The sequence below is a fragment of the Albidovulum sediminicola genome (assembly GCF_025751575.1).
GTDB lineage: Bacteria > Pseudomonadota > Alphaproteobacteria > Rhodobacterales > Rhodobacteraceae > Albidovulum > Albidovulum sediminicola.
The window spans coordinates 257,405-271,978 of record NZ_JAOWLA010000001.1 but is presented as its reverse complement, the minus strand read 5'-3'; the positions used below and the strand labels follow the sequence as shown (position 1 = coordinate 271,978).

At 67.7% G+C, this 14,574-nt stretch carries 10 protein-coding genes and 1 other annotated feature; of the genes, 6 read left to right on the top strand and 4 right to left on the bottom strand.

Features of this window, described 5'->3' with window-relative positions; translation table 11 throughout:
* Window position 1: 1 nt before the first annotated feature.
* The gene (locus OE647_RS01360; RefSeq protein WP_263719791.1) at window positions 2-1,594 is read right to left on the bottom strand and encodes an ABC transporter substrate-binding protein; all 1,593 of its coding nucleotides are present in this window, start codon (window positions 1,592-1,594) and stop codon (window positions 2-4) included.
* A gap of 164 nt (window positions 1,595-1,758) precedes the next feature.
* Window positions 1,759-2,688, bottom strand: a complete 930-nt coding sequence (locus tag OE647_RS01355) for a 2-dehydro-3-deoxygalactonokinase (protein ID WP_263719790.1) — start codon at window positions 2,686-2,688, stop codon at window positions 1,759-1,761.
* A 169-nt stretch (window positions 2,689-2,857) separates the two neighbouring features.
* Between OE647_RS01355 and OE647_RS01350 the strand changes: the two genes are divergently transcribed.
* From OE647_RS01350 to OE647_RS01330, 5 genes are all read left to right on the top strand, one after another.
* Window positions 2,858-3,742 (top strand): LysR family transcriptional regulator, encoded by an 885-nt coding sequence (locus OE647_RS01350; protein ID WP_263719789.1) that lies wholly within the window; start codon window positions 2,858-2,860, stop codon window positions 3,740-3,742.
* 123 nt (window positions 3,743-3,865) lie between these two features.
* On the top strand, window positions 3,866-4,096 hold the full coding sequence (locus OE647_RS01345) for a DUF1127 domain-containing protein (protein ID WP_263719788.1): 231 nt from the start codon (window positions 3,866-3,868) through the stop codon (window positions 4,094-4,096).
* An 85-nt stretch (window positions 4,097-4,181) separates the two neighbouring features.
* Window positions 4,182-4,760: an ImuA family protein gene (locus OE647_RS01340; RefSeq protein WP_263719787.1), complete on the top strand. Its 579-nt coding sequence runs from the start codon at window positions 4,182-4,184 to the stop codon at window positions 4,758-4,760.
* Window positions 4,675-6,156 (top strand): Y-family DNA polymerase, encoded by a 1,482-nt coding sequence (locus tag OE647_RS01335; protein WP_263719786.1) that lies wholly within the window; start codon window positions 4,675-4,677, stop codon window positions 6,154-6,156. Before OE647_RS01340 ends, OE647_RS01335 begins: the two co-directional genes overlap by 86 nt.
* Window positions 6,153-9,539: an error-prone DNA polymerase gene (locus OE647_RS01330; protein WP_263719785.1), complete on the top strand. Its 3,387-nt coding sequence runs from the start codon at window positions 6,153-6,155 to the stop codon at window positions 9,537-9,539. The genes OE647_RS01335 and OE647_RS01330 overlap by 4 nt, the downstream gene beginning before the upstream one ends.
* 38 nt (window positions 9,540-9,577) lie before the next feature.
* Here OE647_RS01330 and OE647_RS01325 read toward each other — a convergent pair whose 3' ends face one another.
* Complete coding sequence (locus tag OE647_RS01325) at window positions 9,578-10,441, bottom strand: universal stress protein (protein WP_263719784.1); 864 nt, start codon at window positions 10,439-10,441, stop codon at window positions 9,578-9,580.
* 13 nt (window positions 10,442-10,454) lie between these two features.
* On the bottom strand, window positions 10,455-11,945 hold the full coding sequence (locus OE647_RS01320; RefSeq protein ID WP_263719783.1) for a SulP family inorganic anion transporter: 1,491 nt from the start codon (window positions 11,943-11,945) through the stop codon (window positions 10,455-10,457).
* 67 nt (window positions 11,946-12,012) lie between these two features.
* Window positions 12,013-12,070, bottom strand: a sequence feature (sul1 is cis-regulatory element that is thought to sense ions involved in sulfur or methionine metabolism; They are found in Alphaproteobacteria).
* Between the two features lie 189 nt (window positions 12,071-12,259).
* Here OE647_RS01320 and OE647_RS01315 point away from each other — a divergent pair.
* Window positions 12,260-14,545 (top strand): arginine/lysine/ornithine decarboxylase, encoded by a 2,286-nt coding sequence (locus OE647_RS01315; RefSeq protein ID WP_263719782.1) that lies wholly within the window; start codon window positions 12,260-12,262, stop codon window positions 14,543-14,545.
* Window positions 14,546-14,574 lie beyond the last annotated feature (29 nt).

The window sequence follows — 14,574 nt, the reverse complement described above, 5'->3', positions numbered from 1 at the left end:
GTCACTTCGTCACATGGGCATAGTTGTTGTCGTTGAACGACGGGCCGACGATGAAGCCGTTGACGTTCGAGCGCATCGCGGAAACCTCGATTTCCTGGAACATGATCACGAAGGGCGAGGTCTGCTGATGCTCGCTCTGGATGTCCAGATACATCTGTGCGCGCTTGGCCGGATCGGATTCGAGCACCGCAGCGTCGGCCATCGCCGTCATCTCCGGGATTTCCCAGGCGTTGCGCCAGGCCAGCGGCTTGGAGGCCGCATCGTCGGCGTTGTCGGGGTTACGCGCGAACGTATCGGCGTTGGTGTGCGGGTCCTGGTAGTCCGGACCCCAACGGCCGATGTAGATGTCATGGTTGCGCGCACGGTACTTGGTCAGCGTCTGCTGGCCGTCGCCCGGGATCAGCTCCATCTGGATACCCGCCTGCGCCATGGTCTGCTGGATCGCCTGCGCAATGCCCGTGATCTCGGGCGTGTTGCGGGTGTCCATCGTGACAGCAAATCCGTCGGGCAGCCCGGCTTCCGCCAGAAGCTCCTTCGCCTTGGCCACGTCGAGCGCGAAGGGCGTGTCCTCAAGCGCGCCGAGGAAGCCGCGCGGCAGGAAGGCCTGGTGCACCATGACCTTGCCCTTCATGATCGTGTCGGCGATCGCCTGGTAGTCAACCAGGTACTTCATCGCCTGACGGACCTGCGGCTTGGCCAGGTTCTCGTTCTTCTGGTTCAGGCCGAGGTAGTAGATCGACCCCTTGGGGCCTTCCTGGATCTTCAGGTCCGGGTTGGCGCGCACCGCGTCGATTTCCTCGGCGGTCAGCGAGCGCGCGATGTCGATGTCGCCTTGTTCCAGAAGCAGCCGCTGGGTCGCCCCCTCGGGGATGTGGCGGTAGATCACACGCGCCATCGGCGCGGCGTCGCCCGAATAGTTCGCATTGCGCTCCATCACCACGGCCTCGTTGGCGCGCCATTCGCGGATGGTGAAGGGGCCGGAGCCGGCATAATTGGTCTTCAGCCATTCATAGCCGAAATCGCCGTTCGCCTCGTGCTCCATCACCAGCTTCTTGTCGACGATGAAGCCGACGGTCGCGGTCAGGCAGTAGAGCACCAGCGTCGGCGCATAGGGCTTGTCCATCTTGAACTGGACGGTGTCGGGCCCGGTCTGGACCACCATCTCGTCCACGTTCCCGGCGTTCAAGCCGAACTGGGTCAGGATGAAGGCGGGCGACTTGTCAAGCTTGACCGCGCGGGTGAGGGAGAAGACCACATCCTCGGCCGTGATCGGGTTGCCGGAGGCAAAGGTGCGCCCGTCGCGGATCTTGAAGGTGATCGACATGCCGTCCGGCGCGACCTCCCAGCTTTCGGCGATCTTGCCGTAGATATTCGTCACATCGGCCGGGTCGTAGCCGATCAGCCCCTCATAGGCGTTGCCCGCGATCTCGGAGGCGGTGAACTCGAAGATCTCGGCCGGGTCGAGCGAAATGATATCGTCGATGGCCCAGGCCTGGATCAGCGTGTCGGCGGGCGTTTCCGCCTGTGCGACCGGCGCGCCGAGCAGCGCGAACGCGGCCACGGTGGCAGCCAGCAATGTGCGACTGTGTAACATTCGTCAGATCTCCGCTGTTGATATTCTTGTATTTTATGCCCCACCCGCGGAACGGCCCCGCAGGCGCAGGCGACGCCTGCGAATTAACCGCTCGGTCAAATTCCAAGTCAAGGGCAATAACGGCCCGGCGGTCGAAAGAAACCGCCGCGCGCCTTGCAGAAGGGTCAGACGGCTTGCCCTGCGAGGCCGCTGCGGATCGCGACCAGGCCGGCAAGGGCCATCGCCGCGCCATCCGCCGTTTCAGCCGTGACGCCGACCTCCGCAAGCGCGCGGACATAGGTCTGCGAAAGGCCGTTCGCGCCGATGACCGCGATGCGTTGTCCCAGCCAGTAGGGGCGCATCGCCGCAAGCTCCGCCCCGATCAGAAGGCCCGACAGCCGCGCGCGCGCCGCATCGGGACCCAAGCCATGGAGCAGGCTTTCGGAGCGGATCGAGAAAAGCTCCGCCGCGAGCCGCTCGGGCCGGGACAGCGTCTGCCCCAGGGCTGCCACGAAGGCGCCCGCATCGGTGCCTGCCTCAGTGCCCGCGTCGGGTCCGCCGACACTGTGACGCAGCACCGATTGCGAGGACAGAAGGGCGAAAAGCTCCCCCGTCATGGCCGTCCGGAAACTCACCACCTCGCGCGCGGATATATGAACCCACTTGCTATGCGTCCCCGGCAGGCAGAGGACCCCGTCGAAATCCGGATTGCCCGCCAGGAACCCGGCGATCTGGGTCTCCTCGCCGCGCATCACCTCTGCGGGGCTTTCCTGCGACAGGCCCGGAGCGATCCAGAGCCGCAGGCGCGGGTCCTGGACGGGCGCGGCGGACAGGCCCTGGACCAGGTCCATCGCCGCGGGCACCTTGCGGTAGGGCACCTCGACCCAGCCCTGGCGGGAACCGACCATGCCGCAGGCAAGGACCGGGATCTGGACGCCGGGCCTCAGCCAGCCGCCGACCAGATCCAGCAGGAGGGCTTCATGCGACGCGGCCCCCGCCATGGCGGTATTCGGGGCGTCCCGCTGGTCGAGAACGCCCCCGGCCCCAAGCGCCGTCGCGCGAACACGGGTGGAGCCCCAGTCAACCCCGATCCAGTCAACTCCGTTCCCGTCCATCGTCACCCTCATCCCCGTACCTGCGGCGCCATCATGCGCGAGGCGAACGTTACAGGAAAGGTCAGGCCACCCTTAAACGCCGCAACGACAGATCCCGCTTGGCCTTGTCCTTCACGAGTCCCGGCTGATACCGTGGCCCGACCGTATCGCCGACGGGAGAGCGCCGGGCATGATCGACAAGCTGGAAATGTTCCTCGCCGTCGCGAAGGAGGGCCATTTCGGCCGCGCGGCGGCCAGCCTCGGCATCGCGCAGCCCACGCTCTCGACCGGGATCAAGCAGCTTGAGGATCAGCTGGGGGTACAGCTGATCTTCCGCGGTTCCCGCTTCGGCGGGCTAACGCCCGAGGGACAGCGCGCGCTGATCTGGGCGCGCCAGATCGTCGGCGACGCGCGCCAGTTGCGCGACGAGATGCGCTATTCCCGCGACGGGCTGTCGGGACAGCTGCGCATCGCCGCGATCCCCACGGCCCTGACCTGGGCAAGCCGGCTGGCCACCCGATTCGGGGAAAAGCACCCGAACGTGCGTTTCACGATCCTGTCGCGCACCTCGATCGAGATCCTGTCGATGCTCGAAAACCTCGATATCGACGCGGGCATCTCCTACCTCGACAACGAGCCGACCGGAAAGGTCAGCACCGAGCCGCTTTACAACGAACGCTACATGGTGGTGTGCAACGCCGCCTCTCCGTTCGCGCGCCGGGACAGCGTGGGTTGGGAAGAGCTTGCGGACCAGCGGCTCTGCCTGCTGACGCCCGACATGCAGAACCGCCGTATCATCAACCGGCACTTCCAGGAGGCCGGGATCTCGCCCGAGGCGCGAATCGAATCGAACTCCACCGTCGTGCTGGTCGCCAATGTGCTGAGCGGCGGATGGGTCACGGTCCTGCCGTTCGACATGGCGGCCTTCCTGACGGCAGGCAAACCGCTTCACGCGGTGCCCCTGGCGGGGGCCCAGCGCGATCACGCTGTGGGTCTTGTCGCGCCCTACCGCGAACCGCACACGCCGGTCCTGCGCGCCCTTCTGGCAGAGGCGCGGCGCCTGTCCGAAGTCTAACCGCCGGGGCGTTTCGCGTGGCGCAAACCGGCTTTGTGCCCCAGGGGGCTTGCCCTGCCGCGCCCTGTCGCCCACCCTTAGCGCCAGGGAGGAAACAACCTGTGGACACACAAGGGGTTTCCAATGGAACGCACCGCCGGCATCGCCGCCACTCACCGTCCTTTCGACCTGCTTCGCGCCGCCGCCGCGCCGTTCAGGACGTTCGGGATCTTTCTTGTCGCGCTGGCCGAGGCCGGCCCGCGGATGGAAGCCATCCGCCGCCTGAACGCCACAAGCGACGAGGACCTCGCCGCGCGGGGCCTGACCCGCGCGGGCGAGGTGCAGCGCATTTTCCGCGACCGTTACTACGTCTGACCGCTTGGGCGCGGCGCGGGGGTGCCCCCGGGGGCAACGGGATATGGCGATTTATTTTGCCTCGGGCGTGATATAGTCAGCCGCCATGTCCTTTGCCCCTCGCTTTCCCCCGCCGTTGCGCAAGGGCCGCGTCCACGAAGCCTGCGGGCCCGGCGCGGCAGGCTTTGCCGCCGCGGTCTGCGCGCAAGGCACAGGCCCGATCCTCTGGATCCGCGAATCCTGGCGGGCCGAGACGCTCAATCCGCTGGGCCTCGCCCCGTTCTTCGACCCGCACCGGCTTCTCTGGGCCTCGGTCGCAACCCAGACCGACGCGCTGGCCACCGCGGAAGAGGCGCTGAAAGACGGCGCGATTCCCCTGGTCGTGATCGAGACCACCGCCGCGCTGGACCTGCGCGAGGGGCGGCGGCTGCAACTGGCGGCCAAGGCCGGCCACACGACCGGGCTTTGCCTGATCCCGGAAGGCATGGGCAGCAACGCCGCCGAAACCCGCTGGTATTGCGCGCCGCTGGCGGGGGCGGACTCGACTCTGATGCGCTGGGAGCTTATCAAGAACAAATCGGGAACATTGGGGACCTGGGATGTTCGATGGGATCACGCGGCGCGTCGTCTCGATGTGGTTCCCCCGGTTGGCGAGCGACCGGGTTCTGCGCCTGCGCCCGGTTGAGGCGCCCTTCGCGCTGACCATCCGCCAGAACAACACCGAACGGATCCACTGCCTGAACGCCCGGGCCGAGGCGATGGGCCTGCACCGCGCCATGCCCTTCGCCGACGCGCGCGCCTTCTGCCCCGACCTGCACAGCGCCCCGGCCGAGCCCGCCCGCGACGCGCGCTTCCTGGCGATGCTGCGCCGCTGGGCCACGCGCTATGCCCCCTGGGTGGGGTTCGAGGGGGAGGACGGGTTGGTGCTCGACATCACCGGCTCGGCGCATCTTTTCGGCGGCGAGGCGGCGATGATGCGGGACATGGCGGCGCGGCTGGCGCGCGCGGGGCTGACGGTGCGGCTGGGGCTGGGGGCCACGCGCGGGGCGGCCTGGGCCTTTGCCCGCTTCGGCGAGGACCACGGCGCCGCGCTCGACCGCCTGCCCGTCGCGGCCCTCAGGCTGGCGCCCGACACCGTCACCGCGCTGGAACGGCTGGGCCTGCGCACCATCACGGATCTTGCCGCCACGCCGCGCGCGCCCCTGGCCCGGCGCTTCGGGCCCGAGGTGCTGATGCGGCTCGACCAGGCGCTGGGGACCCGGCCCGAACAGATCGCCCCCGAAACCGATCCGCCCCATTACGGCGTGCGCCTGACCCTGCCCGAGCCGATCGGCCTTGTCGCGGACGTGATGGCGGGAACCGCGCGGCTGATCGAACGGCTCTGCGCCCGGCTGAAGGAAAACGCGGCCGGCGCGCGGGTCCTGTGCCTGACGCTGCGCCGGGTCGATCAGGCCAGCCAGCAGGTCGAACTGCGCCTGGCCAGCGCCATGCGCGACCCCGCCCGCATCCTGCCGCTTTTCGAACGCGGGGTCGGCGCGGTGGACGCCGGTTACGGCATCGACCAGATGCGGCTTGAGGCGGTGGTGGTCGAACCGCTTGCCCCCGAGCAGCTTGGCGCGGTTCCCAGCCGGAATGGCGCGGGCGGCGACCGGCTGGAGGATCTGATCACGCGCATCGGCACGCGCATCGGGCTGGAGAACATCCGCCGCTTTCTGCCCGCCGACAGCCATATCCCCGAACGCGGATTCCTGGTCGCGCCCGCCGCCTGGTCCCGCCCCGAAGGCGCCTGGGTCACGCTGCGCCCGCGCCCTCCGGTCCTGTTTTCCCCGGAGCCGCTGATGGGCACCGGTCCCGATACCGGCCCCCGCCCGCCCGCGCGGTTCCGCTGGCGCCGGATGAGCTTCGAGACCGCGCGGGCGACCGGCCCCGAACGCATCGCCCCCGAATGGTGGCTGGAGGACGAAGGCTGGCGCACCGGCGTGCGCGACTACTGGCATGTCCAGACCCGGCAGGGGCGGCGGCTCTGGCTGTTCCATACTCCCCAGGCCCCCGGCTGGTTCGTACAGGGGGAATTCGCATGACCCGCAAGCCCGCCCCCCCAAACAGCCCTGCGCGCCCCCACAACCTGCCCGTCTACGCCGAGCTTTGCGTGACCACCAACTTCACCTTCCTCACCGGCGCCTCCCACCCGGAGGAGATGGTCGTGCGCGCCGCCGAACTGGGGCTGGAGGCCATCGCGATTACCGACCGCAATTCGCTCGCGGGCGTGGTCCGGGCCTGGTCCGCGCTGAAGGAGTTGCGGCGCGAGGCCGAGGAGGCGCTGCGCATCCGCTCGCAGCACCGCATCGACAGCTGTTCCCGCCAGGAGGTCGGCCAGCCGCAGGACATCGCCCGGCCCGGCGCGGTTCGCCTGCCCCGCCTGATCGTGGGCTGCCGGCTGGTGCTGACCGACAGCCCGGTCGAATGGATCGCGCTGCCCACGGACCGGCCCGCCTATCAGCGCCTCTGTCGGCTTTTGACCCTTGGCAAGCGACGGGCGGAGAAGGGGGGGTGCCTGCTGACCCTTCCCGACCTGCTGGAGGGATGCCGGGGCATGATCCTGATCGCCCTGCCGCCGCCCACCCCGACCGCCGCGGATCTGGCCCGTGCCGCGCGCCCGATCGAGACGATGCGGCGGCGCTATCCCGATCATGTCTTCCTGGGCGCGGCGCCGCGCTACGACGGCTCCGACCAGGCCTGGTTCGCGGCCTGCGCGGCGCTGGCCTTGCGCGTCTCGGCGCCGATGGTGGCGGTGGGCGACGTGCTGATGCACCGCGCCGGGCGGCGGCAACTGGCCGATGTGCTGACCTGCCTGCGCGAGGGCTGCACCATCGACCAGATCGGCACGCGGGCGCTTCCCAACGCCGAACGGCGGCTGAAGGGGGCCGGGGACATGGCGCGGCTTTACCGCAACCACCTGGCCGCGATCCGCCGCACGCAGGAGATCGCCGGGCGGTGCAGCTTCGACCTGGGCGAGCTCAGCTACGAATACCCCGACGAGATTGCGGGCAGCGAGACCCCGCAGGCGCGGCTGGAACGGCTGGCGGCCGAGGGGCTGGCCCGGCGCTGCCCCACCGGTATCCCGGACCGCTACCACGCGCTGGCGGAAAAGGAGCTGCGCCTGATCCGCGACCTGGGCTTCGCCGCCTATTTCCTGACGGTTCACGACATCGTGGCCTATGCCCGCTCGATCGGCATCCTCTGCCAGGGGCGCGGGTCGGCGGCCAACTCGATCCTGTGCTGGGCGCTTGGCATCACCGACGTGTCGCCCGACATGATCGGCATGGTCTTCGAACGCTTCGTCTCGAAGTACCGGGGCGAGCCGCCCGACATCGACGTGGATTTCGAGCATGAGCGGCGCGAAGAGGTCATCCAGTGGATCTATGAGAAATACGGCCGCCACCGCGCCGGGCTTTGCGCCACCGTGATCCACTTCCGATCCCGCGCCGCGATCCGCGAGGTGGGCAAGGTCATGGGCCTGTCGCAAGACGTGACGGCGGGCCTTTCGGGCCAGATCTGGGGCATGTCGAACGGCGGCGCCGACCCCGAGCGCATCCGCGAACTGGGCCTCGACCCGACCGACCGCAGGCTTGCCCAGACCATCCGCCTGATCGGAGAGATCATCGGCTTCCCCCGCCACCTGTCGCAGCATGTCGGCGGCTTCGTCATCACCCGCGGCCGCCTGGACGAGCTTTGCCCGATCGAGAACGCCGCGATGGAGGATCGCACCGTCATCGAATGGGACAAGGACGACATCGACGCGCTGGGGATCCTCAAGGTCGATGTGCTGTCTCTGGGGATGCTGACCTGCATCCGCAAGGCCTTCGACCTCCTGCGCGCGCACGAGAAGACAGAGCTTTCCATCGCGACGATCCCGCAGGAGGACCGCGCGACCTACGACATGCTGTGCGTGGCCGACGCGGTCGGCGTCTTCCAGGTCGAAAGCCGGGCGCAGATGAACTTCCTGCCGCGGATGCGGCCGCGCACATTCTACGACCTGGTGATCGAGGTCGCGATCGTCCGGCCCGGCCCGATCCAGGGCGGCATGGTGCAGCCCTATATCCGCCGCCGTCAGGGGTATGAGGCGGTCAGCTTCCCCTCGAAACCGCTGGAAGGGGTGTTGGGCAAGACGCTGGGCGTGCCGCTTTTCCAGGAACAGGCGATGCAGATCGCCGTGGTCGCCGCGGGCTTCACCGCCGAAGAGGCCGACCGCCTGCGCCGCTCGCTGGCGTCTTTCCGGCGCATGGGCACGATCGGCACCTTCCGCGACAAGTTCATCGCCGGGATGCTGGCCAACGGCTACACGCCCGAGTTCGCCGAACGCTGCTTTGCCCAGATCGAGGGCTTCGCCGACTATGGCTTTCCCGAAAGCCATGCCGCGGCCTTCGCGATGCTGACCTATGTCTCCTCCTGGCTGAAGCGGCACCACCCGGCGGTCTTCGCCTGTGCGCTCCTGAATTCACAGCCGATGGGCTTCTACGCCCCCGCGCAGATCGTGCGGGACGCGCGCGAACACGGGATCGAGCTGCGCCCGGTCTGCGTCAACCGCAGCGACTGGGACAACCGGCTGGAACGCCGCCCCGACGGGGCGCTGGCGCTGAGGCTGGGCTTCCGCCAGATCCGGGGGCTGAGGGAAGACGACGCGCGCTGGATCGTGGCGGCGCGCGGCAACGGTTTTCCCGACCCCGAAAGCCTGTGGCTACGCGCGGGCGTGTCGCCCGCCGTGCTGGAGCGGCTGGCGGAGGCCGACGCCTTTTCCGGCATGGGCCTGACCCGGCGCGACGCGCTTTGGCAGGTCCGCGCGATCCGGGCGCCCGCGCCCCTGCCGCTCTTTGCCGATCCGATTGACGGCGAGGGCTTGCGTGAACCGCAGGTCGATCTGCCCGCCATGCACCTGGGCGAGGAGGTGGTGGAGGATTACGTGGCGCTCCGCCTGTCGCTGCGCGCCCACCCGATGGAGCTTCTGCGCACCTCCCTCCCCAGCCTGACCCCGCATGTGGAACTGGCCACCGCGCCGCCCCGGGCGCTGTCGGTCTGCGGGCTGGTCATCACCCGCCAGCGCCCCGGCACCGCCTCGGGCGTGATCTTCCTGACGCTGGAGGATGAGACGGGCGTGGCGAACGTCGTCGTCTGGCCCAAGGTCTACGAGCGATTCCGCCGGGCAGTGATGGGCGGGCGGCTTCTGCGCGTCAGCGGCCGGCTGGAGCGTGAGGGCATCGTCGTCCACCTGATCGCCGACCGGATCGAGGATCTGTCGCAGCGCCTGTCAGAGCTTGGCCATCCGATGGACGAGGCGGTGGGCATCACCCAGCCCCAGGCCGACGACGCCCCCCGACCGGCGCGCCCCGCGCTCAGAACCCCCGCCCGCGCGCGTCACCCCCGCGAACAGGCCAAGCAGCTGTTCCCCAGCCGCGATTTCCACTGAGCGGGCCCGTCACCCTGCGGCTCGTTCCCGCCGCACGGTCAGCGCATCAGCAGGACCGGCACCTTGCAGGACCGGATCATCGCCGTCGTCGTCGATCCGATGATCAGGCTGCGGATGCGCGAATGGCCGTAGGCGCCCATCACCAACATGTCGAAGCCGGCCTCCTCGACCAGCGTGGCAAGCGCGGTTTCGGGCTGTCCGGGCAGGATCGATGTCTCCGCCTCGATCCCCGCCGCCCGCAGCATGGCCTCGGCGTCCTCCAGCCCCTTCTTCGCCTCCGCCGTCGCGGCGCCCACGGTCACGACATGGATCGCCAGCCCCTGGAACAGCGGGCTACGGGCGATATGGTCCACCGCCTTCATCGCAGAGACGCCGCCGTCATAGGCGACAAGCACCTTCGCGATCGGCCGGAAGGCACGGGCCGCGACAAAGACCGGCTTGTGGCTGGCGCGCACGATCCGTTCGAGGTTCGAGCCAAGATGGCCCTTGGCGAAGTCCGCGGCCTCGCCGCGCTTGCCGATCATGATCACGCGCGCGTCGCCCTCAAGCTCGGCCACGGCCTCGACGATGTCGCCGTGGCGCAGGCGCGTGGCGCTGTCGGGGACGCCCGCCCTGTCGAGGATCGCCTGCGCGTCCTCAAGGATCGCGCGGCCGCGGTGGCTGACAAGCTTCGCGCGCTGCGCGTCCAGCGCCGCCAGTTCCTCCAGCAGCGCCGAGCGCGCACCAAGCCGGATCGCCCCGGAATGGTCGTGGGTGTCGGCGGCCTCGCGTCGGCCCAGAACGTGGATCAGCTCCACCGGAGCGCCGGTGCGCAACGCCACCCAGGCCGCGTGATCGCAGACGCTGGCCGAATAGAGCGAGCCATCCACGAGGGCGACGATCTTCTGCGATTGTTCGGTCATCCGTCCGCCCTCCTCAATGCGCCATGAGCTTGTCTGCCGCGCCCGGCTTGTCGTGAATCGCCAGCCGGTCGACAATGGTTTCCGAGGCCGCGTTCATCCCGACGATCTCGACCTCGGCGCCGTCGCGGCGGAATTTCAGGACCGCCATGTCAAGCGCCTGGACCGAGGAGATGTCCCAGATATGGGCGCGGCTGACATCGATCACCACGCGGTCCAGCGCCTCGCGGAAGTCGAAGGCGTTCATGAAATCCTCGACCGAGCCGTAGAACATTTGCCCCTCGACCACATAAACCCGCTCGCGCCCGTCGCGGGAGATGGTGGAACTGACCTGAAAGAGCTGCGCGATCTTGGCGGCGAAGAAGATGCCGGACAGGAGCACACCCAACAGCACCCCGATGGCAAGGTTGTGGGTATAGATCACCGCCACGACCGTCGCGATCATCACGATCGAGGAGGAGCGGGGATGCGTCCGGAGGTTCTTGATCGAGGACCAGGAAAAGGTGCCGATCGACACCATGATCATGATCGCCACCAGCGCCGGCATCGGCATGCGCCCGACCCAGTCGCCCAGGAAGACCACGAGGATCAGCAGCACGGTTCCGGCGGTGAAGGCCGAAAGCCGCCCGCGGCCGCCGGATTTCACGTTGATGATGCTCTGCCCGATCATCGCGCAGCCGGCCATGCCGCCGATGAAGCCGGTGGCGGTGTTGGCAATGCCCTGGCCGATGCATTCCTGGCTGCGGTTCGACTTCGTGTCGGTCAGGTCATCGACGATGTTCTGCGTCATCAGGCTTTCGAGAAGTCCCACCACCGCGACCGCGAAGGAATAGGGCAGGATGATCCGCAGCGTCTCAAGCGTCAGGGGGATCTGCGGCACGAGGAAAACCGGCAGCGCGTCGGGCAGTTCGCCCATGTCGCCGACCGTGCGCACGTCCCAGCCGAAGGCCATGGTCAGCGCGGTCAGGACCACGATGTTGACGAGCGGCGAGGGGATCGCGCGCGTCAGAAGCGGGAAAAGGTAGATGATCGCCAGCCCCGCCGCGACCAGCACATAGGTCAGCCAGGTGACCCGCGTGGGGTCAAGCTCCGGCAGTTGCGCCATGAAGATCAGGATGGCGAGCGCGTTCACGAAGCCGGTCATCACCGATTTCGAGACGTAGCGCATGACGAAGCCGAGCTTCAGGATCCCCGCGCCGATCTGGATCAGCCCGGCCAGCACCGTTGCGGCCATCAGGTATTGCAGCCCGTGATCGCGCACCAGCGTCACCATCAGGACCGCCGTCGCCGCCGTCGCGGCGGAAATCATTCCGGGCCGGCCGCCGGTGAAGGAGATCAGGACGGCGATGGAGAAACTCGCGTAAAGCCCTACCTTCGGGTCCACCCCCGCGATGATCGAAAAGGCGATGGCCTCCGGGATCAGGGCCAGCGCGACGACGAGGCCCGCCATGAGGTCGCCGCGGATGTTGCCGAACCACTGGGCCCGGTAGGCGTCGAGTGAAATCATGTCAAATCGTTCCCGATCGTTCCGGCCGGCAGGGCCGCACGTCGCAATGTCCGTCGCTCTCGACAGGGGTTGTCCGGCGGATCGGCGGCCGGAAGAGCCACCCGGGGGTCACACCCGGGTCCGTGTTCGCTGCGCGGCTGCATACACAGATGGGCCCGGCAAGCCAAGCCTTGATCCGCCGAAGCACCCCCGCGGCAAGGATGCGGGGCTTGACGTTGCAGGCAGGGAAGGGAAGAACGGATGAACCTCAAACGCCCGCCCCGCAATGCCTGCCCCGCAATGCCTGCCCCAATGCCCGCCCCGAGGAGAGGTCCATGAAGTTCCGTTTCCCGATCGTCATCATCGACGAGGATTTCCGATCCGAGAACACCTCGGGCCTGGGCATCCGCGCGCTGGCGGAGGCCATCGAGAAAGAGGGCTTCGAGGTGCTCGGCGTCACCAGCTACGGCGACCTGTCGCAGTTCGCCCAGCAGCAAAGCCGCGCCTCTGCCTTTGTCCTGTCGATCGACGATGAGGAGTTCACCGTCGGCCCCGACATCGATCCGGTGGTCGTCAACCTGCGCGCCTTCATCGAGGAAGTGCGGCGCAAGAACGCCGACGTGCCGATCTATGTCTATGGGGAAACCAAGACCTCCCGCCACCTCCCGAACGATATCCTGAGGGAGTTGCACGGCTTCATCCACATGTTCGAGGACACGCCGGAATTCGTCGCCCGCCACATCATCCGCGAGGCGAAAAGCTACCTCGAAGGCATCCAGCCCCCGTTCTTCAAGGCGCTTCTGGATTACGCCGAGGACGGGTCCTATTCCTGGCATTGTCCGGGGCATTCGGGGGGCGTCGCCTTCCTGAAAAGCCCGATCGGGCAGATGTATCACCAGTTCTACGGCGAAAACATGCTGCGGGCCGATGTCTGCAACGCGGTGGAGGAACTGGGCCAGCTTCTGGACCACAACGGCGCCATCGGCGCCTCGGAACGCAACGCCGCGCGGATCTTCAACGCCGATCACTGCTTCTTTGTCACCAACGGCACCTCGACCTCCAACAAGATGGTCTGGCACCACACGGTGGCACCGGGCGACGTGGTGATCGTGGACCGCAACTGCCACAAGTCGATCCTGCACTCGATCATCATGACCGGCGCGGTTCCGGTGTTCCTGCGGCCGACCCGCAACCACTGGGGCATCATCGGCCCGATCCCCCGGTCGGAGTTCGAGCCGGAGTCGATCCGCGCCAAGATCCGCGCGAACCCGCTGCTGGCCGGGGTGGACGCCGACGCGGTCCGGCCGCGGATCATGACACTGACGCAGTCGACCTATGATGGGGTGCTTTACAACACCGAGGTCATCAAGGAGATGCTCGACGGCTACGCGGAGAACCTGCATTTCGACGAGGCCTGGCTGCCCCATGCCGCCTTCCACCCGTTCTACGGCAGCTATCACGCGATGGGCCGCAAGCGGGGCCGGACGAAGCATTCGGTCACCTACGCGACCCAGTCGGTCCACAAGCTCCTGGCCGGGATCAGCCAGGCGAGCCATGTGCTCGTCCAGGATTCCGAGGCGACGAAGCTTGATCGGCACCTCTTCAACGAATCCTACCTGATGCACACCTCCACCAGCCCGCAGTATTCGATCATCGCCAGCTGCGATGTCGCTGCGGCGATGATGGAGCTTCCGGGCGGCACCGCGCTGGTCGAGGAAAGCCTGGAAGAGGCGCTCGATTTCCGTCGGGCGATGCGCAAGGTCGATGAGGAATTCGGCAACGACTGGTGGTTCCAGGTCTGGGGACCCGACGCGCTGGCCGATGAGGGCGTCGGGCGCGCCAAGGACTGGGAGTTGAAGAAGACCGACAGCGAGGGCGTCGAAAGCTCGGGCGAGGACGCCTGGCACGGCTTCGGCGACATGGCGCGCGGCTTCAACATGCTGGACCCGATCAAGGCCACGATCATCACCAAGGGCCTGAACATCGACGGGCGCTTTGATGAAACCGGCATTCCGGCCTCGATCGTCTCGAAATACCTGACCGAACATGGCGTCGTGGTGGAAAAGACCGGGCTTTACAGCTTCTTCATCATGTTCACGATCGGCATCACCAAGGGCCGGTGGAACACGCTTCTGGCCGCGCTTCAGCAGTTCAAGGACGACTACGACCGCAACCAGCCGCTCTGGCGGGTGATGCCGGAGTTCTGCGCCAAGCAGCCGCGCTATGAACGGATGGGCTTGCAGGACCTTTGCCAGCATGTCCACACGCTTTACGCCAAATACGACGTCGCGCGGCTCTCGACGGAGATCTATCTGGGCGAACACCGCCCCGCCATGACCCCGTCCGAGGCGTTTTCGCACATCGCGCGGCGCAAGACCGAACGGGTCGCGATCGACGACCTGGAGGGGCGCATCACCACCAGCCTCGTCACGCCCTACCCGCCGGGCATCCCGCTTCTGATCCCGGGCGAGGTCTTTGACGCCAAGATCGTCGACTACCTGCGCTTCAACCGCGCCTTCGCCCGCGAATGCCCCGGGTTCGAGACCGACATCCACGGCCTCGTGCAGGAGGTCGGCGAGGACGGCCAGACGCGCTACTTCGCGGATTGCGTGGCGGAATAGCCAGCTCAGGGGAGCACTCGGCAGCTGCG